At 69.8% G+C, this 23,880-nt stretch carries 23 protein-coding genes; 6 read left to right on the top strand and 17 right to left on the bottom strand.

Going from position 1 to position 23,880, the window contains the following annotated elements:
* Positions 1 to 21: 21 nt before the first annotated feature.
* The 3 genes from rpsD to ACFWM2_RS30165 all read right to left on the bottom strand — a co-directional run bounded on the left by rpsD (position 22) and on the right by ACFWM2_RS30165 (position 3,023).
* Positions 22 to 636, bottom strand: a complete 615-nt coding sequence (gene rpsD, locus ACFWM2_RS30155; RefSeq protein ID WP_354727483.1) for a 30S ribosomal protein S4 — start codon at positions 634 to 636, stop codon at positions 22 to 24.
* Positions 637 to 960: 324 nt separating this feature from the next.
* Positions 961 to 2,316: a replication-associated recombination protein A gene (locus ACFWM2_RS30160; RefSeq protein ID WP_383286529.1), complete on the bottom strand. Its 1,356-nt coding sequence runs from the start codon at positions 2,314 to 2,316 to the stop codon at positions 961 to 963.
* Positions 2,317 to 2,384: 68 nt separating this feature from the next.
* Positions 2,385 to 3,023: a vitamin K epoxide reductase family protein gene (locus tag ACFWM2_RS30165; protein WP_383286531.1), complete on the bottom strand. Its 639-nt coding sequence runs from the start codon at positions 3,021 to 3,023 to the stop codon at positions 2,385 to 2,387.
* A 142-nt stretch (positions 3,024 to 3,165) separates the two neighbouring features.
* Here ACFWM2_RS30165 and ACFWM2_RS30170 point away from each other — a divergent pair, with 142 nt between their 5' ends.
* From ACFWM2_RS30170 to ACFWM2_RS30185, 4 genes are read left to right on the top strand one after another with little or no spacing between them, the layout of a single operon-like run.
* On the top strand, positions 3,166 to 4,089 hold the full coding sequence (locus tag ACFWM2_RS30170) for an ABC transporter ATP-binding protein (protein WP_383286533.1): 924 nt from the start codon (positions 3,166 to 3,168) through the stop codon (positions 4,087 to 4,089).
* Positions 4,086 to 4,931, top strand: coding sequence for an ABC transporter permease (locus ACFWM2_RS30175; protein ID WP_383286535.1), 846 nt, complete (start codon positions 4,086 to 4,088; stop codon positions 4,929 to 4,931). The genes ACFWM2_RS30170 and ACFWM2_RS30175 overlap by 4 nt, the downstream gene beginning before the upstream one ends.
* The gene (locus ACFWM2_RS30180) at positions 4,889 to 6,178 is read left to right on the top strand and encodes a sensor histidine kinase (RefSeq protein ID WP_383286537.1); all 1,290 of its coding nucleotides are present in this window, start codon (positions 4,889 to 4,891) and stop codon (positions 6,176 to 6,178) included. Before ACFWM2_RS30175 ends, ACFWM2_RS30180 begins: the two co-directional genes overlap by 43 nt.
* Positions 6,175 to 6,798, top strand: coding sequence for a response regulator (locus ACFWM2_RS30185; RefSeq protein ID WP_383286539.1), 624 nt, complete (start codon positions 6,175 to 6,177; stop codon positions 6,796 to 6,798). The genes ACFWM2_RS30180 and ACFWM2_RS30185 overlap by 4 nt, the downstream gene beginning before the upstream one ends.
* A gap of 100 nt (positions 6,799 to 6,898) precedes the next feature.
* On the opposite strand, the gene hisS is transcribed toward ACFWM2_RS30185, so the two are convergent.
* Positions 6,899 to 8,161 carry a histidine--tRNA ligase gene (hisS, locus tag ACFWM2_RS30190; RefSeq protein ID WP_383286541.1) on the bottom strand — a complete coding sequence of 421 codons (1,263 nt, stop codon included), beginning with the start codon at positions 8,159 to 8,161 and terminating at the stop codon, positions 6,899 to 6,901.
* A gap of 11 nt (positions 8,162 to 8,172) precedes the next feature.
* The gene (locus ACFWM2_RS30195) at positions 8,173 to 8,880 is read right to left on the bottom strand and encodes an MBL fold metallo-hydrolase (RefSeq protein WP_383286543.1); all 708 of its coding nucleotides are present in this window, start codon (positions 8,878 to 8,880) and stop codon (positions 8,173 to 8,175) included.
* A gap of 187 nt (positions 8,881 to 9,067) precedes the next feature.
* On the opposite strand from ACFWM2_RS30195, the gene ACFWM2_RS30200 reads away from it, so the two are divergent.
* Complete coding sequence (locus tag ACFWM2_RS30200; RefSeq protein ID WP_383286545.1) at positions 9,068 to 9,907, top strand: peptidylprolyl isomerase; 840 nt, start codon at positions 9,068 to 9,070, stop codon at positions 9,905 to 9,907.
* 134 nt (positions 9,908 to 10,041) lie between these two features.
* Positions 10,042 to 11,271, top strand: a complete 1,230-nt coding sequence (locus ACFWM2_RS30205; RefSeq protein ID WP_383286547.1) for a DUF349 domain-containing protein — start codon at positions 10,042 to 10,044, stop codon at positions 11,269 to 11,271.
* 76 nt (positions 11,272 to 11,347) lie between these two features.
* Here ACFWM2_RS30205 and ACFWM2_RS30210 read toward each other — a convergent pair whose 3' ends face one another.
* The 12 genes from ACFWM2_RS30210 to ACFWM2_RS30265 form a co-directional block, all read right to left on the bottom strand.
* Positions 11,348 to 13,879: a RelA/SpoT family protein gene (locus tag ACFWM2_RS30210; RefSeq protein WP_383286548.1), complete on the bottom strand. Its 2,532-nt coding sequence runs from the start codon at positions 13,877 to 13,879 to the stop codon at positions 11,348 to 11,350.
* A 226-nt stretch (positions 13,880 to 14,105) separates the two neighbouring features.
* The gene (locus ACFWM2_RS30215; RefSeq protein WP_383286550.1) at positions 14,106 to 14,645 is read right to left on the bottom strand and encodes an adenine phosphoribosyltransferase; all 540 of its coding nucleotides are present in this window, start codon (positions 14,643 to 14,645) and stop codon (positions 14,106 to 14,108) included.
* On the bottom strand, positions 14,642 to 15,757 hold the full coding sequence (secF, locus tag ACFWM2_RS30220; RefSeq protein WP_383286552.1) for a protein translocase subunit SecF: 1,116 nt from the start codon (positions 15,755 to 15,757) through the stop codon (positions 14,642 to 14,644). The genes ACFWM2_RS30215 and secF overlap by 4 nt, the downstream gene beginning before the upstream one ends.
* A gap of 1 nt (position 15,758) precedes the next feature.
* Positions 15,759 to 17,522 carry a protein translocase subunit SecD gene (gene secD / locus ACFWM2_RS30225; RefSeq protein WP_383286554.1) on the bottom strand — a complete coding sequence of 588 codons (1,764 nt, stop codon included), beginning with the start codon at positions 17,520 to 17,522 and terminating at the stop codon, positions 15,759 to 15,761.
* A 140-nt stretch (positions 17,523 to 17,662) separates the two neighbouring features.
* Positions 17,663 to 18,163 carry a preprotein translocase subunit YajC gene (gene yajC / locus ACFWM2_RS30230; protein ID WP_383286556.1) on the bottom strand — a complete coding sequence of 167 codons (501 nt, stop codon included), beginning with the start codon at positions 18,161 to 18,163 and terminating at the stop codon, positions 17,663 to 17,665.
* Positions 18,164 to 18,326: 163 nt separating this feature from the next.
* A complete protein-coding gene (ruvB, locus tag ACFWM2_RS30235) occupies positions 18,327 to 19,397 on the bottom strand; it encodes a Holliday junction branch migration DNA helicase RuvB (RefSeq protein ID WP_383286558.1) in 1,071 nt (356 codons plus the stop codon).
* A gap of 66 nt (positions 19,398 to 19,463) precedes the next feature.
* Entirely contained in the window at positions 19,464 to 20,075 is a 612-nt protein-coding gene (gene ruvA / locus ACFWM2_RS30240; protein ID WP_383286560.1) for a Holliday junction branch migration protein RuvA, read from the bottom strand.
* Positions 20,072 to 20,602, bottom strand: coding sequence for a crossover junction endodeoxyribonuclease RuvC (gene ruvC / locus ACFWM2_RS30245; RefSeq protein ID WP_383286562.1), 531 nt, complete (start codon positions 20,600 to 20,602; stop codon positions 20,072 to 20,074). Before ruvC ends, ruvA begins: the two co-directional genes overlap by 4 nt.
* 105 nt (positions 20,603 to 20,707) lie before the next feature.
* A complete protein-coding gene (locus tag ACFWM2_RS30250; protein WP_383286564.1) occupies positions 20,708 to 21,460 on the bottom strand; it encodes a YebC/PmpR family DNA-binding transcriptional regulator in 753 nt (250 codons plus the stop codon).
* Positions 21,461 to 21,535: 75 nt separating this feature from the next.
* Positions 21,536 to 22,144 (bottom strand): pyridoxal 5'-phosphate synthase glutaminase subunit PdxT, encoded by a 609-nt coding sequence (pdxT, locus tag ACFWM2_RS30255; RefSeq protein ID WP_383286566.1) that lies wholly within the window; start codon positions 22,142 to 22,144, stop codon positions 21,536 to 21,538.
* A 44-nt stretch (positions 22,145 to 22,188) separates the two neighbouring features.
* The gene (gene pdxS, locus ACFWM2_RS30260; protein ID WP_383286567.1) at positions 22,189 to 23,103 is read right to left on the bottom strand and encodes a pyridoxal 5'-phosphate synthase lyase subunit PdxS; all 915 of its coding nucleotides are present in this window, start codon (positions 23,101 to 23,103) and stop codon (positions 22,189 to 22,191) included.
* Positions 23,104 to 23,262: 159 nt separating this feature from the next.
* Complete coding sequence (locus ACFWM2_RS30265; protein WP_383286569.1) at positions 23,263 to 23,808, bottom strand: hypothetical protein; 546 nt, start codon at positions 23,806 to 23,808, stop codon at positions 23,263 to 23,265.
* Between the last annotated feature and the right edge of the window lie 72 nt (positions 23,809 to 23,880).

Consider the following 23,880-nt stretch of genomic DNA (forward strand, 5'->3'; position numbering starts at 1 on the left):
GCTACGTCCGCCGGAAAGCGATCAGCGGGCGTAGTACTCGACGACGAGCTGCTCGTCGCAGATCACCGGGATCTCCTTGCGGTTCGGCTCACGGTCCAGGCGGAAGGCCAGGGCGCGGAGGTTCACCTGGAGGTAGCGCGGGGTCTCGCCGTCGGGGGCGAAGCCACCCTCACGGGCAACCTCGAACAGCGGCTTCTGACGGCTGCGCTCGCGGACCATGACGACGTCGTCCGGCTTGACGCGGAAGGACGGCTTGTCGACCTTCTGGCCGTTGACCTCGATGTGGCCGTGGACGACCATCTGGCGGGCCTGGTAGATCGTGCGGGCGATGCCCGAACGCAGAACCAGGGCGTCGAGACGACGCTCCAGCTCGATGACCAGGGCCTCACCGGTCTTGCCCTGCGTCTTGGCGGCACGCTCGTAGGCGCGGACGAGCTGGCGCTCGGACACGTCGTACTGCGCGCGCAGACGCTGCTTCTCGAGCAGACGGACCTTGTAGTCCGAGTTCTGCTTGCGGCCACGACCGTGCTCACCCGGCGGGTAGGGGCGGGCCTCGAAGTACTTGACGGCCTTCGGGGTCAGCGCGATGCCGAGGGCACGCGACTTCTTGACCTTGGGGCGGGGCTGATTCGCCACTGTCTTCTGTCTCTTTCCTGTGATTTCGGCTCACCAGAGTTAAAGGAGGTCGCATCCGCAGCCGGGGAAACCCGCTCTCGTCCTTGCGGACGTGACGGGCAGCCGCTCCCTGGTCTGGGCACATATGTGCAGCACGCGAGTGGCCCACCGACCGTCCCCGGAGAACCGGGTGGGTGGTGGGCTGCACGCGACACCTTCAACGGTGCGCGACGCTCCTGGATCCCCTCGCCTTGCGGTGTCGGGGTTCCGGCTGGGTGTCCCGTGTGGTGACGCCGACCGGAGTCGGGCACGGGACTCAGCACTGCGAGCCATCGTACAGGGTGATCAGGACCGCCCTCGACCGAGGTGCTTCCTGGTCCACTCGACCGCGTCCGCGTAGCGCGCCTCGGCTCCGTGCCGGGTGGGTGTGTAGTACTCCCGGTCCTTGAGCTCCTCCGGGGCGTACTGCTGGGCGGCGATGCCTTCGGGCAGGTCGTGCGGATACACGTACCCCTGTGCGTGACCGAGCTTGGCCGCGCCCTTGTAGTGGCCGTCGCGCAGGTGCATCGGCACCGGTCCCGCATGGCCCTTGCGTACGTCCTCCATGGCGGCGCCGATCGCCGTGGTCGCAGCGTTCGACTTCGGGGCGAGGGCGAGGGCGATCGTCGCGTGGCTGAGGGTGAGCGCGGCCTCGGGGAAGCCGATCATCGCGACGGCCTGGGCCGCGGCGACGGCGATCGGCAGCGCGTTCGGATCGGCCAGGCCGATGTCCTCGCTGGCGGAGATCATCAGCCGGCGGGCGATGAAGCGGGGGTCCTCGCCGGCCTCGATCATCCGGGCCAGGTAGTGCAGCGCCGCGTCCACGTCCGAGCCGCGGATGGACTTGATCAGCGCGCTCGCGACGTCGTAGTGCTGGTCGCCGTCGCGGTCGTACTTCACCGCCGCGCGGTCGACGGTCTCCTCGAGGGTCTGGAGGGTGATCTCCGGTTCTGCCTTGTCGAGCGCGGATCCGGCCGCCGCTTCCAGGGCGGTCAGCGCGCGGCGGGCGTCGCCACCGGCGATCCGCAGCAGGTGTTCCTCGGTGTCTTCGGGGAGGGTGACGGCGCTCTTCAGGCCGCGCTCGTCGGTCAGCGCGCGCTGGACGAGGTCACGCAGGTCGTCGTCCGTCAGCGGTTCGAGGGTGAGCAGGAGGGAGCGGGAGAGAAGGGGCGAGATCACCGAGAAGTACGGGTTCTCGGTGGTCGCCGCGATCAGGGTCACCCAGCGGTTCTCGACGGCCGGGAGGAGGGAGTCCTGCTGGGCCTTGCTGAAGCGGTGGATCTCGTCGAGGAAGAGGACGGTCTCCTTGCCGAAGCCGCCGGTGGCCCGGCGCGCGCCCTCGATGACCGCGCGCACCTCCTTGACGCCCGCGGTGATCGCGGACAGCTCCACGAAGCGCTTGTTGGTGGCCTTCGACACGACGTACGCCAGGGTCGTCTTGCCGGTGCCGGGCGGTCCCCAGAGGATCACCGAGGACGGGCCCGCGGGGCCTCCGCCGCTCTCGCCGACGAGTCTGCGCAGGGGTGAGCCCGGCTTCAGCAGATGCTGCTGGCCCACGACCTCGTCGAGGGTGCGCGGGCGCATCCGAACCGCCAGGGGGCTGCTGGACGGGTCCTTTTCCTGGCGTTCTTCTGCTGCGGCGGTGAACAGGTCGGGCTCCACGTACAAAACCCTATGTCACACCACTGACAACGCCGTCGGGCCCGGGGATCCCGGGGACCGGCCGGGGGTCAGCTGGTCCAGAAGTCCCACCAGCGGGTCAGGACCAGCATCCCGATGATGCCGAGGTGCAGCACGGGCAGGACCCAGGTGAACTCGCCGAAGAAACTCTTCAGCCAGCGGGGCGCGGGCAGGAAGCCGTTGCGGACGTTGGACGAGGTCACGTACCAGAACATGAGGATCGTGGCGACCCAGGCCAGCGAGCACCACAGGCACAGGGAGTTGATCCGGTACAGCGACTGGAACTGGAGCCAGGTGCAGAAGCCGACGCCGAAGAGAGTGCCGGCGTTGAAGGTCAGCCAGTACCAGCGCGGGAAGGTGGCCCGCGCGAGCAGGCTCACGCCGACGCAGATGACGATGCCGTACGCGACGAGCCCCAGCATGGGGTTGGGGAACCCGAAGGCCGAGGCCTGGTCGCTCTTCATGATGTTGCCGCAGGAGACGACCGGGTTCAGGCTGCATCCCGGCACGAAGTCGGGGTTCTCCAGCAGCTTGAACTTGTCGATCGTGATGACCCATGCGGCGAGCAGACCGGCCGCACCCGTGATGACCAGCAGCAGGGCGAACGCTCGGCTGCCGCCCACCGTCCGCGGGATGTCGACGCGCTCCTGGTCGTGGGAGACGCCGTCCTTGACTGTCGTCTTGCTCATCACGCCGATTCCGTCACTCCGAGAGAGGGGCCTGCGGGCACGGTCATTGTGCCGCACGCGCCCGCGTGTCCACTGTTCGATGGACATAAGGAGGTACGCACGGTCGTCCCGGAGCGTTCGGTTCACCGGGAGTCTGGTCGGCATGACAACACACGGGGACCAACTCGCGGTGGACGTACGGGGTCTGCGCAAGCGGTACGGGGACGTGACCGCCGTCGACGGGATCGACCTCGCTGTCCGGCACGGCGAGGTGTTCGGCCTGCTGGGACCCAACGGCGCGGGCAAGAGCACCACGGTGGAGATCCTTCAGGGCAACCGCTCCCGGGACGGGGGCGAGGTCTCGGTGCTCGGCTCGGATCCCGGATCGGGCACACGCGCGTGGCGCTCACGCGTCGGCATCGTCTGGCAGGACGAATCCGCGCCCGCGGAGTTGACGGTGCGCGAGACCGTGCGGCATTTCGCCCGCTATTACCCGAAACCGCGTGACCCGGAGGAGGTCATCGGTCTGGTGGGTCTCGAGGGCAAGGCCGGCAGCCGGATCAAGGCGCTCTCGGGCGGCCAGCGCCGACGGCTCGATGTGGCCCTCGGCGTGATCGGCGGCCCTGAACTGCTGCTCCTGGACGAGCCCACGACCGGTTTCGACCCGGCGGCCCGCCGCCAGTTCTGGGAGCTGATCAGGCGGCTGGCAGACGAGGGCACCACGATCCTGCTGACCACGCACTACCTGGAGGAGGCGGAGGCGCTGGCGGACCGGCTCGCGGTCGTCGCCGAGGGGCGGGTCGTCGCCGAGGGCGAGCCGGCCGCGCTGCGGGAGCGCCATGGCACCGGGGCGACCGTCGAGTGGACGGAGTCCGACGGTTCCCCGCGCAGCGAGCACACCGAGACCCCCACGCGGACGGTCGCCGAGCTCATCGGCCGCTTCGACGGGGAGATCCCGGGGCTGCGCGTCTCCCGCCCCACCCTGGAGGACGTCTATCTGCGGCTGACCGGACAGGACGGCCTGTCCGGGCCGGCCGGGCAGTCCGACGTGCCGGCGCCGCCGGCCGGACAGGAGAGCCCGCGATGACCATCACCTCCGTACGGACTCGTGGCGAAGTCGCCGCCGAGCGTCTGCCGGGCGCCTGGGGACTTGGCCTCCAGCGCGGCGCCCTGGAGCTCAAACAGTTCTTCCGCCAGCGCGACCAGGTGGTGTTCACCTTCGCCTTCCCGGTCGTCTTCCTCTTCCTGTTCGCGTCGATCTTCAGCGACGACGTCCGGGGCGCCGGCATCACCGCCTCGCAGCTGTACGTCCCGTCGATGATGGCCGCCGGCATCATGTCCACCAGCTTCCAGTCGCTCGGGATCTCGATCGCGATCGAGCGGGACGAGAAGGTGCTGCGCCGGCTGCGGGGCACGCCGATGCCGCCGGTCGCGTACTTCCTGGGGAAGATCTGGCTGGTTCTCGTGACCGGCGCCCTGGAGACGGCGGTCCTGCTCGTGGTGGGCACGACGCTGTACGACGTTGATCTGCCCTCTGACGCCGGCACATGGTTCGACTTCGCCTGGGTCTTCACCCTGGGGCTCACCGCGTGCTCCCTGCTCGGCATCGCGATCAGCTCGGTCCCCAAGTCCGGCAGAAGCGCCACCTCGGTGGTCGTACTCCCCTTCCTGGTCCTGCAGTTCATCTCCGGGGTGTACATCGCGATCGACACGATCCCGGACTGGATGCTGAACATCGGCGCGCTGTTCCCGCTGAAGTGGATGTGCCAGGGTCTGCGCGGTGTCTTCCTGCCGGAGTCCGCTCAGGTCCTCGAACAGGCGGGCGGCTGGGAGTTCGGACGTATCGCACTGGTGCTGGGGGCGTGGTGCGTCGGAGGATTGCTGCTGTGTCTGCTGACCTTCCGGTGGAAGAACTGGCGCGACGGATGAGTGCCGGTGCCCGCGGCAGGCCTCTTGATGCTCCGGGCTCGACGTCGAACGAGTCGCGGGAGCCGAACGGGCCGCGGGAATCGAACATCTGGGAGCGCTCGTTCCGGCTGTGGGACTCGTACTTCGCGATCGTGTGGGTGGCCACTCTGGTGTTCGTGCTCGGCACGAACCATCCGGAGTGGCACGTCCGCGTCGCGGCCGGGGGGCTGCTTCTGCTGTTGATTCCCTGGTACGTGGCGGTCGGGCGTCCTCTCCTCACCTCCGACCTCCCGGACGAGCGGCGCGCCCTCGGCTACATCGTGGGCGCGATCGTGCTCTTCCTGCCGCCCGGCGTCCTGGTCGGTGAGACCCGCCTGATGACGTTTGCGCTGGTGCCCCAGTGCTTCATCGCCCTGCGGCTGCGCTGGGCGCTGATCGCCGTGACCGTCATCAACATCGCCCCGGTGGTGGGCTGGGCTCTGCTGTGGTGGCCCAGCGGCCATGACGTCTTCTTCAACTCCGTCTTCGCCGTGGTCACCCTCGTCTTCTCGGCGGCCGTCGGCAGCTGGGTCATCCGCCTCATCGAGCAGAGCCAGGAACGGGCCGAACTCATCGCCGAGTTGGACAACAGCCGGCACGAACTCTCCCGGCTCTCGGCCGCGCACGGCGCGCTGGCCGAACGCGAACGGTTCTCCCGGGAGATCCACGACACCCTCGCCCAGGGCTTCACCAGCCTGCTGATGCTGGGTCAGGCCGTCGAGGCCGAGCTGGACCACGATCTGCCGCAGGCCCGCCGCCATCTGGCGCTGATGGCGGAGACGGCCCGGCAGAACCTGGCCGAGGCGCGGGCCCTGGTCGCCGGGGGCGCACCCGCCGACCTCGACGGTGCCTCCCTGCCCGACGCGCTGCGCCGGCTCGCCGCCCGGCACGACGCCTCGGTCGAGGTGAGCGGCCCGGTGCGCCCGCTGCCCGCCGGCCCCGAGGTGGTGGTTCTGCGCTCCTGCCAGGAAGCACTCACCAACGCCCGTAAGCACGCGGGGAGTTCGGCCTCGGTCGGCATTTCGGTGAGCTATGCCGCCGAAGCGCTCACCGTGTCCGTACGGGACGACGGCTGCGGCTTCGACCCGGACGCGCCGGCCGGCGGCTACGGTCTGGCGGGGCTGCGCACCCGGGCCGCCGAGGTGGGCGGCACGGCCCGGATCCGCAGCGCTCCCGGCGACGGCACGACCGTCACCGTCCATCTGCCCCTCCCCAGGAGCGAACCGTGATCCGGATCATCCTCGCCGACGACCATCCCGTCGTACGCGAAGGGCTGCGCGCGATGCTGAGCGCGGAGCCCGACCTCGACGTGGTCGCCGACGCGTCCAGCGGGCCGCAGGCGGAGGCGCTGGCCGCCGAACTCCGGCCCGACATCGTGCTCATGGACCTGCGGATGCCGGGCGGCGGGGGCGTCGACTCGATCGTCCGGATGACCGAGGCGGGGCTGCCGTGCCGGGTCATCGTCCTCACCACGTACGAGACCGACCGGGACATTCTGCGGGCAGTGGAGGCCGGGGCGGCGGGCTATCTGCTGAAGGACCTGCCGCGGGGCGAACTCGCGCAGGCCGTGCGGGCCGCGGCGCGGGGCGAGACCGTGCTGGCCCCGTCCGTCGCCGCCCGGCTGGTCGACCAGCTGCGTACGAAGCCGGAACGGCCCCGGCTGTCGGAGCGGGAGACCGCGGTGCTCCGGCTGGTGGCCGAGGGGTGCACGAACGCGGAGATCGGCCGGCGTCTGTTCATCGGGGAGTCGACCGTGAAGACCCATCTCCTGCGCGCCTTCGGCAAGTTGGGGGTCGACGACCGGACCGCCGCGGTGACGAGTGCGATGCGGTTCGGGTTGCTGGACTGAGGGGTTGTGCCGCCCCGCCGGCCCTACCCGGGGCCCGCCCCGGATCCTGCTCCGCACATGCCGGAGGGGCTGTCTCCAGCCCCTCCGGGATGTGACGCGTTCAGCCCAGGCGGGATTCCAGTTCCGCCACGATCTCGTTCACGCCGACGGCGGTCTGCTCGCCGGACTCCATGTCCTTGAGCTGCACGACGCCCTCGGCGAGATCCCGCTCACCGGCGACGATCGTGAAACGGGCGCCCGACCGGTTGGCGTTCTTCATGGCGCCCTTGAGCCCCTTCCCGCCGTACGAGAAGTCGGCCGCGATGCCCACCTTGCGCAGCTCGTTGACCTTGGCGAAGAGGAAGCGACGGGCCTCCTCACCGAGCGGGACCGCGAACACGCTGGTGGACGAGGGCAGTTCGAGCTCGACGCCCTCCGCCTCCAGGGCGAGGACCGTGCGGTCGACGCCGAGGGCCCAGCCGACGGACGGCAGCGCGGGACCGCCGATCATCTCGGACAGCCCGTCGTAACGCCCGCCACCACCGACCGCGGACTGGGAGCCCAGACCGTCGTGGACGAACTCGAAGGTGGTGCGCGTGTAGTAGTCGAGCCCGCGCACCAGCTTCGGGTCGTCCTCGAAGGAGACACCCGCAGCCGTGATCAGATCGCGCACCTCCTCGTGGTACGCCTTGCACGCGTCGCACAGGTAGTCGCGCAGCAGCGGCGCGCCCACCAGCTGTTTCTGGACGTCGTCGCGCTTGTCGTCCAGGACCCGCAGCGGGTTGATGTCGGCGCGGCGGAGGGTCTCCTCGTCGAGGTCCAGACCGCGCAGGAAGTCCTGCAGCGCGGCCCGGTAGACGGGACGGCACTCCTTGTCGCCCAGGCTGTTCAGCAGGATGCGGAACTCCCGCAGACCCAGCGAGCGGTACGCCTGGTCCGCGAGGATGATCAACTCGGCGTCCAGCGCCGGGTCCTCGGCGCCGATCGCCTCGGCACCGACCTGCGAGAAGTGCCTGTACCGGCCCTTCTGGGGGCGCTCGTAGCGGTAGTAGGAGCCCGAGTACCAGAGCTTGACCGGGAGGTTGCCTGCCTTGTGCAGGTTGGCCTCGAGTGCGGCGCGCAGGACGGAGGCGGTGCCCTCGGGGCGCAGCGCCAGCCGGTCGCCGCCCTTGGTCTCGAAGGCGTACATCTCCTTGGTCACGATGTCGGTGGACTCACCGACACCGCGCGCGAACAGCTCGACGCTCTCGAAGCCCGGGGTCTCGATGTAGCCGTAGCCGGAGGTGCGCAGCGGCGCGGCGATGGCCTCGCGTACGGCGAGGTACCTGGCGCTGTCCGGCGGGATCAGGTCGTACGTGCCCTTGGGGGCCTTGAAGGTGTTCACGAAAGGTCTCGTCACATTCCTCGTCGGGGAGCGTCCATGCTCCCTCGGCCGGCTGCCACCTGCCGCAGATACGGGTTGGCGGCACGCTCCTGGCCGATGGTCGTCTGGGGGCCGTGGCCGGACAGCACCACGGTCGAGTCGTCGAGCGGCAGGCACACGCGGGCCAGCGAGTCGAGCATCTCGGCCATGTCACCGCCGGGCAGGTCGGTGCGTCCGATGGAGCCGGCGAAGAGCAGATCCCCGGAGAAGAACACGGACGGGATGTCCGCCGTCTCGGGCATCTGGAACGTCACCGACCCCTTCGTATGGCCGGGCGCGTGCGCGACCGAGAGGTCGAGGCCGGCGAGCGTGAGCTCGGCGCCGTCGGTCAGCTCCTTCACGTCGTCCGGCTCCCCTACCGTCAGCTCGCCCATCAGCGGCATTCCGATGGACCGGCCGAGCGCCTTCTCCGGGTCGCTCATCATGTAGCGGTCCCGGGGGTGGATCCAGGCAGGTACGTCGTGCGCTCCGCACACCGGAACGACCGAGGCGACGTGGTCGATGTGGCCATGGGTGAGGATGACCGCGACGGGCTTGAGCCGATGCTTCTTCAGTGCGTCCTCGACTCCCTGGGCGGCCTGATGGCCCGGGTCGATGATCACGCACTCCTCACCCGCGGCGGGGGCGACCAGATAACAGTTGGTCCCCCAGGCCCCGGCGGGGAACCCGGCAATGAGCACGATCGTCCTTCGTTTGTGTCGTACGAGGTCATACGGCGTCGTACGGGGCGGGCAGCTGTGGCTCAGAGCCTACCGGCGCTGCCGTTTCCTCAGCGAACCCATATACGGTACGGGGCACACGCAGGCGGTCGGCTCATAAGACGCACGCGTCCCACAGCACACACGAGACGCATGAGGAGAAAACCCGGTGGTCACCCAGGAGCAGCGGCGGCGTCAGCTCGCCCGGGAGAAGTTCTTGCGGCAGCAGCAGCGGCGCACGTCGGCCCGACGCAAGACGCGTATGCGCAACGCGGTGATCGCGTCGGTCCTCGGCGTCGTCGTGGTGGGCAGTGTCGTGTCATACGCGACCGGCGTCTTCAAGAACGACGACAAGAAGACCAATGCGGGCGCGGAGGCGTCGCCCAGCGCATCGGCACCGAGCAAGGCGCCGGACCCGTGCAAGAAGCCCGCAGCGGGCAAGGTGAAGACGGCCACCTGGAAGAAGGAGCCGGCGATCACCGTCGACAAGTCCGGGAAATACAACATGGACCTGCAGACGACCTGCGGCACGATAGACATCGCCATGGACGCGTCGAAGACGCCGCACACCGTGAACTCGTTCAACTTCCTCGCGGCCAAGGGCTTCTTCGACCACACCAAGTGCCACCGGCTCGTCACCTCGGGCATCTACGTGCTCCAGTGCGGCGACCCGCAGGGCACCGGTACGGGCGGACCGGGCTACACGATTCCTGACGAGAACCTGAAGGACAGCCGTCTGAAGGGGAACGTGTATCCGGCGGGCACGGTGGCCATGGCCAACCAGTACAACGCCTCGACGAAGGAAGGCCGCAACACCGGCGGCAGCCAGTTCTTCCTCGTCTACCAGGACAGTCAGCTCCCGGCCGACTACACACCGTTCGGGACGATTTCCGATTCCGGAATGAAGGTCCTGAAGAAGATCGCGGGTGCCGGCGAGAGCACCGGGCAGGGCGACGGCGCACCCAACGCAACGGTCGTGATCAACAAGGCAACGGTGAAGAAATCCTGACCCCCAACTGCGAAATTTCGGTCGCGCGGGATGCGGACAGCCGCCCCGCCGGTCGCCTATGTTGGCCGTGACGAACTGTGGACGATGCCCGGGGGCGCTGAAGCCTTCCGCAGGCATCATGTGGAGGAGGCGCTGTGAGCAGCGACCCGTGGGGCCGCGTCGATGAGACGGGGACCGTGTACGTGCGTACGGCCGACGGCGAGCAGGTTGTCGGTTCCTGGCAGGCCGGCTCCCCTGATGAGGCGCTGGCCTACTTCGAGCGCAAGTACGAGGGCTTGGTTGTCGAGATCGGCCTCCTCGAAAAGCGAGTGAAAACCACCGACCTGTCGGCCAAGGACGCCCAGGCCGCCATCGGCCATATCCGCGAACAGGTGGACGCGCACCACGCGGTCGGCGATCTGGACGCCCTGCGCCAGCGGCTGGACAAACTGGTCGAGACGGTCGACGCGCGCCGCGAGGAGCGCAAGCAACAGCGGGCCAAGCAGTCCGACGAGGCGCGGCACTCCAAGGAGGCCCTGGTCACCGAGGCCGAGGAGCTGGCGCAGAGCGACCAGTGGCGGGCGGCCGGCGAGCGACTGCGCGCACTGGTGGACATCTGGAAGGGGCTGCCGCGACTCGACCGCAAGTCGGACGACGAGCTGTGGCACCGCTTCTCGCACGCGCGCTCGGCGTTCTCCAAGCGCCGCAAGGCGCACTTCGCGTCGCTGGACGCGCAGCGCGAGGAGGCCCGTAAGACCAAGGAGAAGCTGGTCGGAGAGGCCGAGGCGCTCTCCGGCTCGGTGGACTGGGGTCCGACGGCGGCCCGCTACCGCGAGCTGATGGCGGACTGGAAGGCCGCGGGCCGCGCCCAGCGCGAGCACGAGGACGATCTGTGGAATCGCTTCCGCGGCGCCCAGGACGTGTTCTTCGCGGCGCGCAGCTCGGTGTTCGCCGAGCGGGACGCGGAGCAGACGGAGAACCTGAAGCTGAAGGAGGAGCTGGCCGAAGAGGCCGAGAAGCTCGTCCCGGTGCAGGATCTCAAGGCCGCCCGCGCCACCTTCCGCTCGATCAACGAGCGGTGGGAGGCCATCGGTCATGTGCCGCGCGACGCCCGGCCCAAGGTCGAGGGCCGGATGCACGCGGTGGAGCGGGCTCTCCAGGAGTCCGAGGAGACCGAGTGGCGCCGGACCAACCCGGAGGCACGCGCGCGTGCCGAGGGTCTGACCGGTCAGCTGCAGGCGGCGGTGGACAAGCTCCAGGGCCAGATCGAGACGGCGCGCTCCGCGGGCAACACCGCCAGGGCCGACAAGCTCCAGAGGGAGCTCGACGGCCGTCAGGCACTGCTGGACCAGGCCCTGAAGGGTCTGCAGGAGTTCGGCGGCTGATTCTCGGTTCGTACGAATTCGTCGGCCCCGGCACTCACGGAGTGCCGGGGCCGACGGCTGTCGTTCTCGGGCCCGGCTACGGGCGACGGGCCGACGTCACCCGGTAGACGTCGTACACGCCCTCCACGCCTCGGACGGCCTTCAGAACGTGGCCGAGGTGCTTGGGGTCGCCCATCTCGAAGGTGAAGCGCGAGGTGGCGACGCGGTCGCGGGAGGTCTGGACGGCCGCCGACAGGATGTTGACGTGCTGGTCCGACAGGACCCGGGTGACGTCCGACAGGAGCCGCGAGCGGTCCAGCGCCTCGACCTGTATGGCGACCAGGAAGACCGACGACTGGGTGGGCGCCCACTCGACTTCCAGGATCCGCTCGGGTTCGCGGGACAGCGAGTCGACGTTGACGCAGTCGCTGCGGTGCACCGAGACGCCGCTGCCGCGGGTGACGAACCCGATGATCGGGTCGCCGGGTACGGGCGTACAACAGCGGGCGAGTTTGACCCAGACGTCCTCGACGCCCTTGACGACGACACCGGGGTCGGCGTTGGACCGACGCTTTCGGCCGCGGCCGTGCGCCGGCGGGACGCTCTCGTCGATCTCCTCGGTGGCGGCCTCCTCGCCGCCGAGCGCCTGCACCAGCTTCTGTACGACGCTCTGCGCGGCGACGTGCCCCTCGCCGATCGCCGCGTACAGGGACGAGATGTCGGGGTAACGCATCTCGTGCGCGAGGGTGACCAGGGAGTCGCCGGTGAGGATGCGCTGGATCGGCAGGTTCTGCTTGCGCATGGCCCGCGCGATGGCGTCCTTGCCCTGCTCGATCGCCTCGTCCCGGCGCTCCTTGGAGAACCAGGCGCGGATCTTGTTGCGGGCGCGCGGCGACTTCACGAAGCCGAGCCAGTCGCGGGACGGGCCCGCGCCGGCCGCCTTGGAGGTGAAGACCTCCACCAAGTCGCCGTTGTCCAGGGTGGATTCGAGCGGTACGAGGCGGCCGTTGACCCGTGCGCCTATGGTGCGGTGGCCGACCTCGGTGTGCACCGCGTAGGAGAAGTCGACCGGGGTGGCGCCCGCGGGCAGCGCTATCACGTCGCCCTTCGGCGTGAAGACGAAGACCTCGTTGCGGGACAGGTCGAAGCGCAGGGACTCCAGGAACTCGCCCGGATCCTCGGTCTCCTTCTGCCAGTCGAGCAGCTGCCGCAGCCACGCCATGTCGTTGAGGTGATCGTCCTTGCCGGTGCTCCTGGGCGCGTCGGAGCGCACCTTGGAGGCGCCGGCGACAGCCTCCTGCTTGTACTTCCAGTGCGCGGCGATGCCGTACTCGGCGCGGCGGTGCATGTCGAACGTACGGATCTGGAGCTCGACGGGCTTGCCGTTCGGCCCGATGACCGTCGTGTGCAGCGACTGGTACATGTTGAACTTGGGCATCGCGATGTAGTCCTTGAACCGGCCGGGGACCGGGTTCCATCGCGCGTGCACGGTGCCGAGCGCCGCGTAGCAGTCGCGGACGGTGTCGACCAGTACGCGAATGCCCACCAGGTCGTAGATCTCCGCGAAGTCACGGCCGCGGACGATCATCTTCTGGTAGACGCTGTAGTAGTGCTTCGGCCGGCCGGTGACCGTCGCCTTGATCCGGGCGGCGCGCAGGTCGGACTGGACCTCGTCGGTCACTATGGCGAGGTACTCGTCGCGCTTGGGGGCGCGCTCGGCGACCAGGCGCACGATCTCGTCGTACATCTTGGGGTAGAGGATCGCGAACGCGAGGTCCTCCAGCTCCCACTTGATGGTGTTCATGCCCAGCCGGTGGGCGAGCGGCGCGTAGATCTCGAGGGTCTCGCGCGCCTTCTTCTCCTGCTTCTCGCGCTTGAGATAGCGCATGGTGCGCATGTTGTGCAGGCGGTCGGCGAGCTTGATGACCAGGACGCGGGGGTCCTTGGCCATGGCGACGACCATCTTGCGCACGGTCTCCGCCTGCGCGGCCTCGCCGAACTTGACCTTGTCCAGCTTGGTGACGCCGTCGACGAGCAGGGCGACCTGGTCGCCGAAGTCGCGCTTGAGCGTGTCCAGGCCGTACTCGGTGTCCTCGACGGTGTCGTGCAGCAGCCCCGCCATCAACGTGGCCGGGTCCATGCCCAGTTCGGCGAGGATGGTGGTCACGGCGAGCGGGTGCGTGATGTACGGGTCGCCGCTCTTGCGCTTCTGACCGCGGTGCCAGCGCTCGGCGACCTGGTAGGCCTTCTCGACCTGGCGCAGCGTCGCCGTCTCGATCTTCGGGTCGTTGCTGCGCACTATCCGCAGCAGCGGCTCCAGGACCGGGTTGTACGGGTTGGAGCGCTGGACGCCGAGACGCGCGAGACGGGCGCGTACGCGGTTGGAGGAGCCGCCGCCACTGCGTGCGGGCTGGCCTGCCGCGGGACGGACCACCGGCGTGGCCGCGGACTGCTCGCGCTCCGCCGGGGCCGGGGCCGGCTTGGGACGTGGCTGCTCGGCCGCCTTGTCGTCGGGCGCCGCCTGGGCGTGCTCGACCGGCCCGTGCGTGGCGTTCTTCGCGGGCTCGTCCGCGGGGCCCGGAGTGGCGTCGGGCTCGGCGGCGATCAGTGGCTGGGCCTCGTCTGGCAAGAGGGCTCCTCGTGCGCGTTCCGGGTCCCCCGGTCAGGCTCCGGAGATCCCATGGTAGCGATCCTGGGCTCCGGGCTCGCCTCGGGCCGCTGTGACGGCCTCGTACAGGAGGAACACCAGAGGCGGGCACCGGATTCCTCCGGGCCCGCCTCCGCGGTGTCCTATGGGCCTTCCAGGCGTTGCCACGGGTGCCCAGGGCCTTTCCAACCGGCTGTCGCCGACGTGCTCACACCTTGAGCAGCGCCTCCAGCGGGGCGCCCCCGAGGGTCGGCTCCAGCCGGGCACGCCCGCCGAGGAAGCCGAGCTCCATCAGCACGGCGACGCCCGCGACCTCGGCGCCGGCCCGGCGGATGAGCTCGACCGAGGCCCCGGCGGTGCCGCCGGTGGCGAGGACGTCGTCGACGACCATGACGCGGTCACCGGCGGCCAGGTCCTCGGCGTGCACCTCGATCTCGGCGGTGCCGTACTCCAGCTCGTACGCCTGGCTCAGGGTCGCTCCGGGGAGCTTGCCCGCCTTGCGTACGGGGATGAAGCCGAGCCCCGCGCGGACGGCGACCGGGGCGCCGAGGATGAAGCCGCGGGCCTCCAGGCCGACGATCTTCGTCGCGCCGTTGCGGACGCTGATCTCCGCGAGCGCGTCGGTGAGCGCCGTGAAGGCCGCCGGGTCCGCCAGGAGCGGGGTGATGTCCTTGAACATCACGCCCGGCTCCGGGTAGTCCGGAACGTCCCGGATCCGGCTGAGCAGCAGTTCCTCGATGCCGGTCATCGACGCTTCCCGGACGGGCGGCCACGGCCGCGGTTGCGGGATGCCGGCTGGTTGCGCGGGCCGACGACCGCGGGAGCCGCGTCCTCGGACTCGTCGTCCGGCTCCTCGGCGCTGACGGGGGCGTCCAGGGGCACGCCCTGCGCGGCGGCCTGCGCCCGCTTGGCGAGGACCCGCTTCCTGAGGGCCTTCATCTGCGGCTCGCGCTCCTTGAGGTCGGCGACGAGCGGCGTGGCGATGAAGATCGAGGAGTACGCACCGGCCGCGAGGCCGACGAACAGCGACAGCGAGATGTCGTTGAGCGTGCCCGCGCCGAGGACGCCGCCGCCGATGAACAGCAGGCCGGCGACGGGCAGCAGCGCGACCACCGTCGTGTTGATCGAACGGACCAGGGTGCCGTTGATCGAACGGTCGGCGATCTCGCTGTACGTCCAGCGGGTCTGCTTGGTGATGTCCTTCGTCTGCTCCTTGAGACTGTCGAAGACGACGACCGTGTCGTAGAGCGAGTAACCGAGGATCGTGAGCAGACCGATCACGGTGCCCGGGGTGACCTCGAAGCCGACCAGGGCGTAGATGCCGACCGTGATCGTGATGTCGTGGATCAGGGCCACCAGCGCGGCGATGGCCATGCGCCACTCGAAGGCGATCGCCAGATAGATCACCACGAGGACCATGAAGATCGCCAGGCCCTCCCAGGCCTTGTTGGCGATCTGGTCACCCCAGCTGGGGCCGACCAGGTCGGCGTTGATCTTCTCCGGGTCGACGTTCAGGTCCTTGGCGAGCTCGGTCTTGATCTTGTCCGACTTGTCGGTGTCGATGCCGGCGATCTGGATGCGCAGGCCGCCGTTGCCGAGCTTCTGGACGATCGCGTCGTGACCTGACGCCGCTTCCGCGTCCGTCTCGGCCTGGGACACCGAGACGCTGGTCTTCTGAGTGGTGAAGACCGCGCCGCCCTGGAACTCGATGCCCATGTTCAGGCCGCGCACCGTCAGGCCGAGGATGGCCGTGATGGTGATCAGGATCGAGATGCCGTACCAGATCTTGCGCTTGCCGACGAAGTCGTAGCCGATCTCGCCGCGGTGCAGTCGGGCGCCGAGGGTGCCGAGTTTCGACATCTCACGCCTCCTTCGTGTCGACGGGGGCGGAGGGACGGCGGGTGCGGCGCAGCGGGGGCTTGGCGCCGAGCCGCTTCGGGTCCAGGCCGGACCACTTGTGGCCGCTCGCGAAGAACTCCTTGCGGGCGAGGATCGTCATCAGCGGCTTGGTGAAGAAGAAGACGACGACCACGTCGAGCACCGTGGTCAGACCGAGCGTGAACGCGAAGCCCTGGACCTTGCCGACGGTGACGATGAAGAGCACCGCGGCGGCCAGGAACGACACGAAGTCGGAGACCAGGATGGTGCGCCGGGCTCGCGGCCAGGCGCGCTCGACGGCAGGCCGCAGGGTGCGGCCCTCGCGGATCTCGTCCCGGATGCGTTCGAAGAACACGATGAACGAGTCCGCTGTGATTCCGATCGCGACGATCGCTCCGCACACGGCCGGCAGGTTCAGCGCGAAGCCGATGGTGGGGCCGAGCAGCGCCATGATCACGTACGTGAGGACGGCGGAGACCATCAGGGAGGCGATGGCGATGAGCGACAGGCCGCGGTAGTAGAGCACCAGGTAGATGATGACCAGGCCCAGGCCGATCGCGCCCGCGATCATACCGGCGTGCAGCTGCTCGCCACCGAGCGCCGCGGTCACCGTGGTGACGCTGGACTCCTTGAAGGTGAGCGGCAGCGCACCGTACTTCAGCATGTTGGCCAGGTCCTGCGCCTCGGTCTGGTCGAAGCTGCCGGAGATCTCCGCACTGCCACCGGTCAGCGCCTGGCTGACGGACGGGTCGGAGACGACATCACCGTCGAGGACGATGGCGAACTGGTTCTGCGGGGGCTGGTTCTGCGCGAGCTTGCCCGTGATGCTGCCGAACTTCTTGGAGCCACCGGACGTGAAGTCCATGGTGACCTTCCAGCCCGCGCCGCTCTGGGTGTCGTAGACGGCCTGGGACCCCTTGACGTCCGTGCCCGACACCTCGGCGGGGCCGAGGACGTACTTCTGCCACTGGCCCCCGGAGTTCTGGCCACAGGCCACGGTGGGCTCGTCGGCTTTCGAACCGTCGCCGGCCTTGGTGCGCTGCGCCTCCTTGCGGCAGTCGAGCGCGGCGTACTCGGCCTGGAGCTTCTCGGTCGCCGGGTCAGCGCTGCTGCTCGCGGACGGCGAGGCGCTGGCGGAGGGCGACGAGCTCGCCGACGGCGTGGCGTCGGCCTTCAGGGCGTCGGTGACCGGGCGGCCCTGGGACGTGGCGGTGGCCGACGGGGTCGTGGAGCCCGACGAGGACGGGGACGCCTTGTCCGTGGCCTTGTCGGTCGCCTTGTCCGTGGCCTTCTTCGAGGAGCTGCTGCTCGGCGAGGGGCTGGCCGTCGCGTCGGCGCCGGAGACCTCGGTGGCCAGGACCGGGCGGAAGTAGAGCTTGGCGGTGGTGCCGACCTGCTTCCGGGCCTGCTCGGAGTTGGTGCCCTTGGGGATGTTGACAATGATGTTGTCGGATCCCTGGGTCTGCACCTCGGCCTCAGAGACACCGAGACCGTTGACACGGCGGTTCATGATGTCGACCGCGGTGTCCATGTTGGTCTTGTTGATCGCGTTGGGCTGTCCCGGCTCGTTCTTCGCCGTGAGCGTGATGCTCGTGCCGCCGGCGAGGTCGATGCCGAGACGCGGAGTGGGGTGCCCGGAGAGGAACATCCCCCCGGTGAGCGCCACGATCGCGATCAGGATGAGGGCCAGCGAGCGCCCCGGCCTGCTCTGGGCGCTCGAGCTCCGGCCCTTCTTCGGTGCTGCCACCTTCTCGTACTCCCTCTCGGGCCACTCGGCGCCGGGTGGGCGCGCGGGCGGCCATGACATGGTGTCGGGATTCCGTGCGAGAACCGCACGTCCCCTGGAACACCGGGCGCGAGCGGGTCGCGCCCGGCTTCCGGGAGTGACTACTTCGCGTCGGACTCGCCGTCGGTCTTCTTCGGCTCTGCTGCCTCGTCCGCGGCGGGCTCGTCGGCCGCGTCGTCCTGCGCGTCCGCGTCCTTCTTGCCGAGGTCGATGGGCTGGTCGCCGGAAGCGTCGGTGGCGGCGTCGGCGGGCTCGTCGGTCCCGGTGAGGGAGGAGGCGTCGTCCGGCACGACCGCGTCGTCGTCCTTCAGGTCGGGGTCGATGCCGTGGACGATGCGGTTGTACTCGTCGTCGCTCAGGACGGCGCCGATCGAGTTCTTCGCGAAGATCAGGTGAACGCCCGGGGCGGCGTCGAGGAGGACCGTGTCCTCACTGACCTCCTTCACCGTCGCGTACATGCCCCCGATCGTGCGGACGCCGGTGCCGGGGTGCATCTCGTTGCGCATCTGCGCGGCCTGCGACTGCTTGCGCTTGGCCGAGCGGGTCATCAGGAACATGGCCCCGATGAGCACGATGAACGGGAGGAGGGTCAAGGTATTCACGGGACGGAGTTTCCTTCGCACGACCGCGCGCGCGGCGGCCTGGTGGATGGGGGTGGTCGGCGCCGCCTGCGAAGGCGGCATCGGCGGAGTCTAAGCGAGTCCGCACTGATGGAACAACGCTCAGCATGGCACCGGGGTTCCGTTGCCCGCGACTACGGCGCTGTCACGCCCCGAAGAGGTCCTGTTGTCCGTTTCCCCCGGAGGCCTGGCGGGGCGGGGTGAGGCCGAGATGCGCCCATGCGGCCGGTGTCCCGACCCGGCCCCGGGGAGTACGGGCCAGCAGGCCCTCCCGGACCAGGAAGGGCTCGGCGACCTCCTCGACGGTCTCGCGCTCCTCCCCCACCGCGACCGCGAGGGTGGAAAGTCCCACGGGACCGCCGCCGAACAGCTTGAGCAGGGCCTCCAGGACGGCGCGGTCGAGCCGGTCCAGGCCGCGGGCGTCGACCTCGTACACCGCCAGGGCCGCGGCGGCGATGTCCTGCGTGATGATCCCGTCGGCCTTGACCTGCGCGTAGTCGCGGACGCGGCGCAGCAGACGGTTGGCGATACGGGGGGTACCCCGGGAGCGGCCGGCGATCTCGGCGGCGCCCTCCGTGCCGATCTCGACGTCGAGCAGCCCGGCCGAGCGGTGGATGACGCGCTCCAGGTCGGCGGGCTCGTAGAACTCCATGTGCCCGGTGAATCCGAAGCGGTCGCGCAACGGGGGCGGCAGCAGCCCGGCGCGCGTGGTGGCGCCGACCAGGGTGAACGGCGGCAGCTCCAGCGGGATGGCCGTGGCACCGGGGCCCTTGCCGACGATGACATCGACCCGGAAGTCCTCCATCGCCATGTAGAGCATCTCCTCGGCGGGCCGGGACATGCGGTGGATCTCGTCGAGGAAGAGGACCTCGCCCTCCTGGAGGGAGGACAGGATCGCGGCGAGGTCGCCTGCGTGCTGGATGGCGGGACCGCTGGTGATGCGGATGGGGGCGCCCATCTCGGCCGCGATGATCATCGAGAGGGTGGTCTTGCCGAGGCCGGGTGCGCCGGAGAGCAGCACGTGGTCGGAGGTGCCCCCCCGCGCGCGGGCGGCGCGCAGGACCAGGTCCAGCTGCTCGCGGACCTTCTCCTGCCCGATGAACTCGTCCAGGTCCTTCGGGCGCAGCGCCGCCTCGACGGCCTGGTCCTCGCGGTCGGCGGACGCGCCGACGAGCCGCTCTGCGGCGGCCTCGTCGGTCGGGTCGTCCCAGTTCATGTGCAGTGCCTCGCGGTCGCAGTGGGGTGGGTCGTACGGGTCTGGGGCGCCCCGGCGGGGTGTCGCCTACCGGGTCCTGTTGAGGCTCTGCAGGGCGGCCTTGAGGAGCTGGCCCACCTGGGGCGTGCCCTCGGCGGCCTCCGCCTGGGGCGCGACCGCGGAGACGGCCTCGTCGGCCTCGCGCGTCGCGTACCCGAGGCCGATCAGCGCGGCGTGCAGCTGGTCGCGCCAGCCGGCGGTGACGGCCCTGCCGATCGCCGGGCCGCCGGTGCCGACGGGCGCGCCGAGCCGGTCCTTCAGCTCCAGCAGGAGCTTCTGGGCGCCCTTCTTGCCGATCCCGGGGACCGCGGTGAGCGTCTTCTCGTCGCCGGTGGCCACCGCGCGGCGCAGTGCGTCGGGGCTGTGCACGGCGAGCATCGCCTGGGCCAGCCGGGGGCCGACCCCGCTCGCGGTCTGGAGCAGCTCGAAGGTCCCCCGCTCGTCGTCGTCCACGAAGCCGTACAGGGTCAGCGAGTCCTCGCGGACGACGAGGGAGGTGGCGAGCTTGGCCTGCTGGCCCGTGCGGAGCCCGGAGAGCGTGTTGGGCGTGCACTGGACGGCGATGCCGATGCCGCCGACCTCGACCACCGCGGAATCGGGGGCGAGGGCGGCGACCGGACCGCTGACGAAGGCGATCATGCGGGACGCCCTTTCGATGCGTGCAGGGCGACGGCCTGCTGGAGTCTGTTCTGGGCGGGTGCGCGCCAGATGTGGCAGATGGCGAGGGCGAGGGCGTCCGCCGCGTCGGCGGGTTTGGGCGGCGCGTCGAGGCGGAGCAGCCGCGTGACCATCGCGCCGACCTGGGCCTTGTCCGCGCGTCCGCTGCCGGTGACGGCTGCCTTGACCTCGCTCGGGGTGTGCAGGGCGACGGGGATGCCGCGCCGGGAGGCGCAGAGCATGGCGACGGCACTGGCCTGGGCGGTGCCCATCACCGTCCGTACGTTGTGCTGGCTGAACACCCGCTCCACGGCGACGAATTCGGGCCGGTACTCGTCGAGCCACTGCTCGATGCCCTGCTCGATGGCGACGAGGCGCAGGCCCAACTCGGCGTCCGCCGGGGTCCGTACGACTCCGACACCGCACATGGTCAGGGGCCGGCCGGCGAGACCTTCGACCACCCCGACACCGCACCGGGTCAACCCGGGGTCAACGCCCAGTACCCGCACCCAGCCCCTCCTTCGATCGCCTGTTTGTGCAGGCTATCGGGTGCCGCTGACAAAGCGACGGGCCGACGGGTGTGTCCCCCGTCGGCCCGTTGTGCTGGAAGCGCCTCAGGCGTCGACCTTCGCCATCACGTCGTCGGAGACATCGAAGTTGGCGAAGACGTTCTGCACGTCGTCGCTGTCCTCGAGGGCGTCGATCAGCTTGAAGATCTTCCGGGCGCCGTCCTCGTCGAGCTCGACCTGCATGGTCGGGACGAAGTTGGCCTCGGCCGAGTCGTAGTCGATGCCGGCCTCCTGGAGCGAGGTGCGGACCGCGACCAGGTCGGTGGCCTCGGAGAGCACCTCGAAGGCCTCGCCGAGGTCGTTGACCTCCTCGGCGCCCGCCTCGAGCACGGCACCCAGGACGTCGTCCTCGGACAGCTCGCCCTTGGGGACGACGACGACGCCCTTGCGGTTGAAGAGGTACGAGACGGAGCCCGGGTCGGCCATGTTGCCGCCGTTGCGGGTCATGGCGACGCGGACGTCCGAGGCGGCGCGGTTGCGGTTGTCGGTGAGGCACTCGATGAGCACGGCGACACCGTTCGGGCCGTAACCCTCGTACATGATCGTCTCGTAGTCGGCGCCACCGGCTTCGAGACCGGCGCCGCGCTTGACCGCGGAGTCGATGTTCTTGTTCGGGACCGAGCTCTTCTTGGCCTTCTGGATGGCGTCGAACAGCGTCGGGTTGCCGGACACATCGGCGCCGCCCGTGCGGGCCGCGACCTCGATGTTCTTGATCATCTTCGCGAAGAGCTTGCCGCGCTTGGCGTCGATCACGGCCTTCTTGTGCTTCGTCGTAGCCCATTTAGAGTGGCCGGACATCTGCCTGTCTCCTTCGCGTAACCCATCCTGTACGAACTCCCCCGGCCTTGGAGAGCCTGGGAGGTACCCGAGATCCTACAAGGACTCGGGTGTCCGGTTCGCGCGCACCATGTCGACGAACAGGCCGTGCATGCGATGGTCGCCGGTCAGTTCCGGGTGGAACGACGTGGCGAGCGCGTTGCCCTGGCGTACGGCGACGATGTGGCCCTCGTGCTCGGCGAGCACCTCGGCCGCGGCGCCCACGGACTCGACCCAGGGGGCGCGGATGAAGACGCCTTCCACCGGGGCACCCTCGACGCCCGTGACCGCGACGGCCGCCTCGAAGGACTCGTTCTGACGTCCGAAGGCGTTGCGGCGCACGATCATGTCGATGCCGCCGATGGTCTCCTGGCCCGAGCGCGGGTCGAGGATCTTGTCGGCGAGCATGATCATGCCCGCGCAGGTGCCGTAGACGGGCATACCGGCCCGCACGCGCGCGCGGAGGGGCTCCATCAGGCCGAAGAGGACGGCCAGCTTGGAGATGGTGGTCGACTCGCCGCCCGGGATGACGAGACCGTCGACCTCGGCGAGTTCCTCGGGGCGCCGGACCGGCCTGGCCACGGCGTCGGCCGCGGCCAGGGCGATCTGGTGCTCCCGTACGTCGCCCTGGAGGGCCAGGACGCCTATGACGGGGGTGTTGCTCATCTACGCAGTGCCTGTCTCGTACGCAGGGACCCTGGGGTGGGTGATTACCAGCCGCGGTTCGCGTAGCGCTCGGCCTCGGGGAGGGTGTCGCAGTTGATGCCGACCATGGCCTCGCCCAGGTTGCGGGACGCGTCCGCGATGATCTTCGGGTCGTCGTAGAAGGTGGTGGCCTTCACGATGGCGGCGGCGCGCTTGGCCGGGTCGCCGGACTTGAAGATGCCGGATCCGACGAAGACGCCCTCGGCACCGAGCTGGCGCATCAGCGCGGCGTCGGCCGGGGTGGCCACACCACCGGCGGAGAAGAGCACCACGGGGAGCTTGCCGAGCTCGGCGACCTCGCGCACGATCTCGTACGGGGCACGCAGCTCCTTGGCGGCGGCGTACAGCTCGTTGTTGTCGAAGCCGCGCAGCTTGGCGATCTCGTTCTTGATCTGGCGCAGGTGACGGACCGCCTCGACGACGTTGCCGGTGCCGGCCTCGCCCTTGGAGCGGATCATGGCGGCGCCCTCGGCTATGCGGCGCAGGGCCTCGCCCAGGTTGGTGGCGCCACACACGAAGGGGGTGGTGAACGCCCACTTGTCGGAGTGGTTGACCTCGTCGGCCGGGGTGAGGACCTCGGACTCGTCGATGTAGTCGACGCCGAGGGACTGCAGGACCTGGGCCTCGACGAAGTGGCCGATGCGCGACTTGGCCATGACGGGGATCGAGACCGCGTCGATGATCTCCTCGATCATGGTCGGGTCCGACATGCGCGCCACGCCGCCGTCCTTGCGGATGTCGGCCGGGACCCGCTCCAGGGCCATGACGGCGACGGCGCCCGCGTCCTCGGCGATCTTCGCCTGCTCGGCGTTGACCACATCCATGATCACGCCCCCCTTGAGCTGCTCGGCCATGCCGCGCTTCACGCGCGCGGTGCCGGTCTCGGGGTTCTGTGCGGAGTTGGAGAGCGTGCTGGACACGGGTTGACCTCACTCGGTGAAAGAGGGCTGCTGCAGTACCGAGGTAACGCGAGTGGACCAGGCCACAGCAAGGGCCAATGGGGAGGCGGTGGCTCGTTTTCCGGGCCACGGGCTGCTTTCGGCCGACTCGGCCGGTCGGGTCCCGGGGGCGCGGGCCCTTCAGCTCGTCGGGCGGTCGGCGAGTGCCACCGGCGGCTCGTCGTCCATCTCGAAGGCCAGCGGGAACGGCGCGTGCCCGGCCAGCCGGAACCACCGCACCTTGCGATGCCGCCGCAGCGCCCGAGCGGCCCGTACGGCGTCGTTGTGGAACCGCCGGGCCATCGGCACCCGGCGTACCGCCTGGGCCAGCTCGGTGGCGGCCTCCTCGCCCCCGGGTGCCGCCCGTACGGCCTCGACCTGCTGCGTCTCCCCGAACACGGCCCGCAGCGCCTGGCTCAGCTCGCTCTCGGCGACCTCCCGCTGCTCCTCCTCGGCCTGCCGCGCCGCGTGAGCCGCTTCGTAGAGCACGATCGAGGCGGCCGGGTCGAGCACTCCGGAGGTGGCCAGCTCCTGGGCGACCGACGCACGGCGCAGCAGTTGCGCGTCGAGGGCGGCTCGCGCGGCGTCGATCCGGGCGTGCAGCCGGTCGAGCCGTCCCGCGGTCCAGCTCAGATAGAGGCCGATCGCGATGAGGCCGACAAGGATCCAGATGAGGGTTGGCGTCACGGGCGGCAAGGCTACCTGTGTGCGGTCAGCGCTTTTCCAGGTCCCGGGCGCAACGGGACCCGCCGTGTCCTG

This window comes from Streptomyces sp. NPDC058371, from assembly GCF_042723265.1.
GTDB lineage: Bacteria > Actinomycetota > Actinomycetes > Streptomycetales > Streptomycetaceae > Streptomyces.

What these genes read in the sequence shown, in the direction of transcription:
- ACFWM2_RS30170 (WP_383286533.1), top strand. Translation starts at nt 3,166, where the DNA reads ATGACAACACACGGGGACCAACTCGCGGTGGACGTACGGGGTCTGCGC.
- ruvB (WP_383286558.1), bottom strand. Translation starts at nt 19,397, where the DNA reads ATGAACTGGGACGACCCGACCGACGAGGCCGCCGCAGAGCGGCTCGTC.
- secF (WP_383286552.1), bottom strand. Translation starts at nt 15,757, where the DNA reads ATGTCGAAACTCGGCACCCTCGGCGCCCGACTGCACCGCGGCGAGATC.
- ruvA (WP_383286560.1), bottom strand. Translation starts at nt 20,075, where the DNA reads ATGATCGCCTTCGTCAGCGGTCCGGTCGCCGCCCTCGCCCCCGATTCC.
- ACFWM2_RS30165 (WP_383286531.1), bottom strand. Translation starts at nt 3,023, where the DNA reads ATGAGCAAGACGACAGTCAAGGACGGCGTCTCCCACGACCAGGAGCGC.
- ACFWM2_RS30175 (WP_383286535.1), top strand. Translation starts at nt 4,086, where the DNA reads ATGACCATCACCTCCGTACGGACTCGTGGCGAAGTCGCCGCCGAGCGT.
- ACFWM2_RS30215 (WP_383286550.1), bottom strand. Translation starts at nt 14,645, where the DNA reads ATGACCGGCATCGAGGAACTGCTGCTCAGCCGGATCCGGGACGTTCCG.
- pdxT (WP_383286566.1), bottom strand. Translation starts at nt 22,144, where the DNA reads ATGAGCAACACCCCCGTCATAGGCGTCCTGGCCCTCCAGGGCGACGTA.
- ACFWM2_RS30250 (WP_383286564.1), bottom strand. Translation starts at nt 21,460, where the DNA reads ATGTCCGGCCACTCTAAATGGGCTACGACGAAGCACAAGAAGGCCGTG.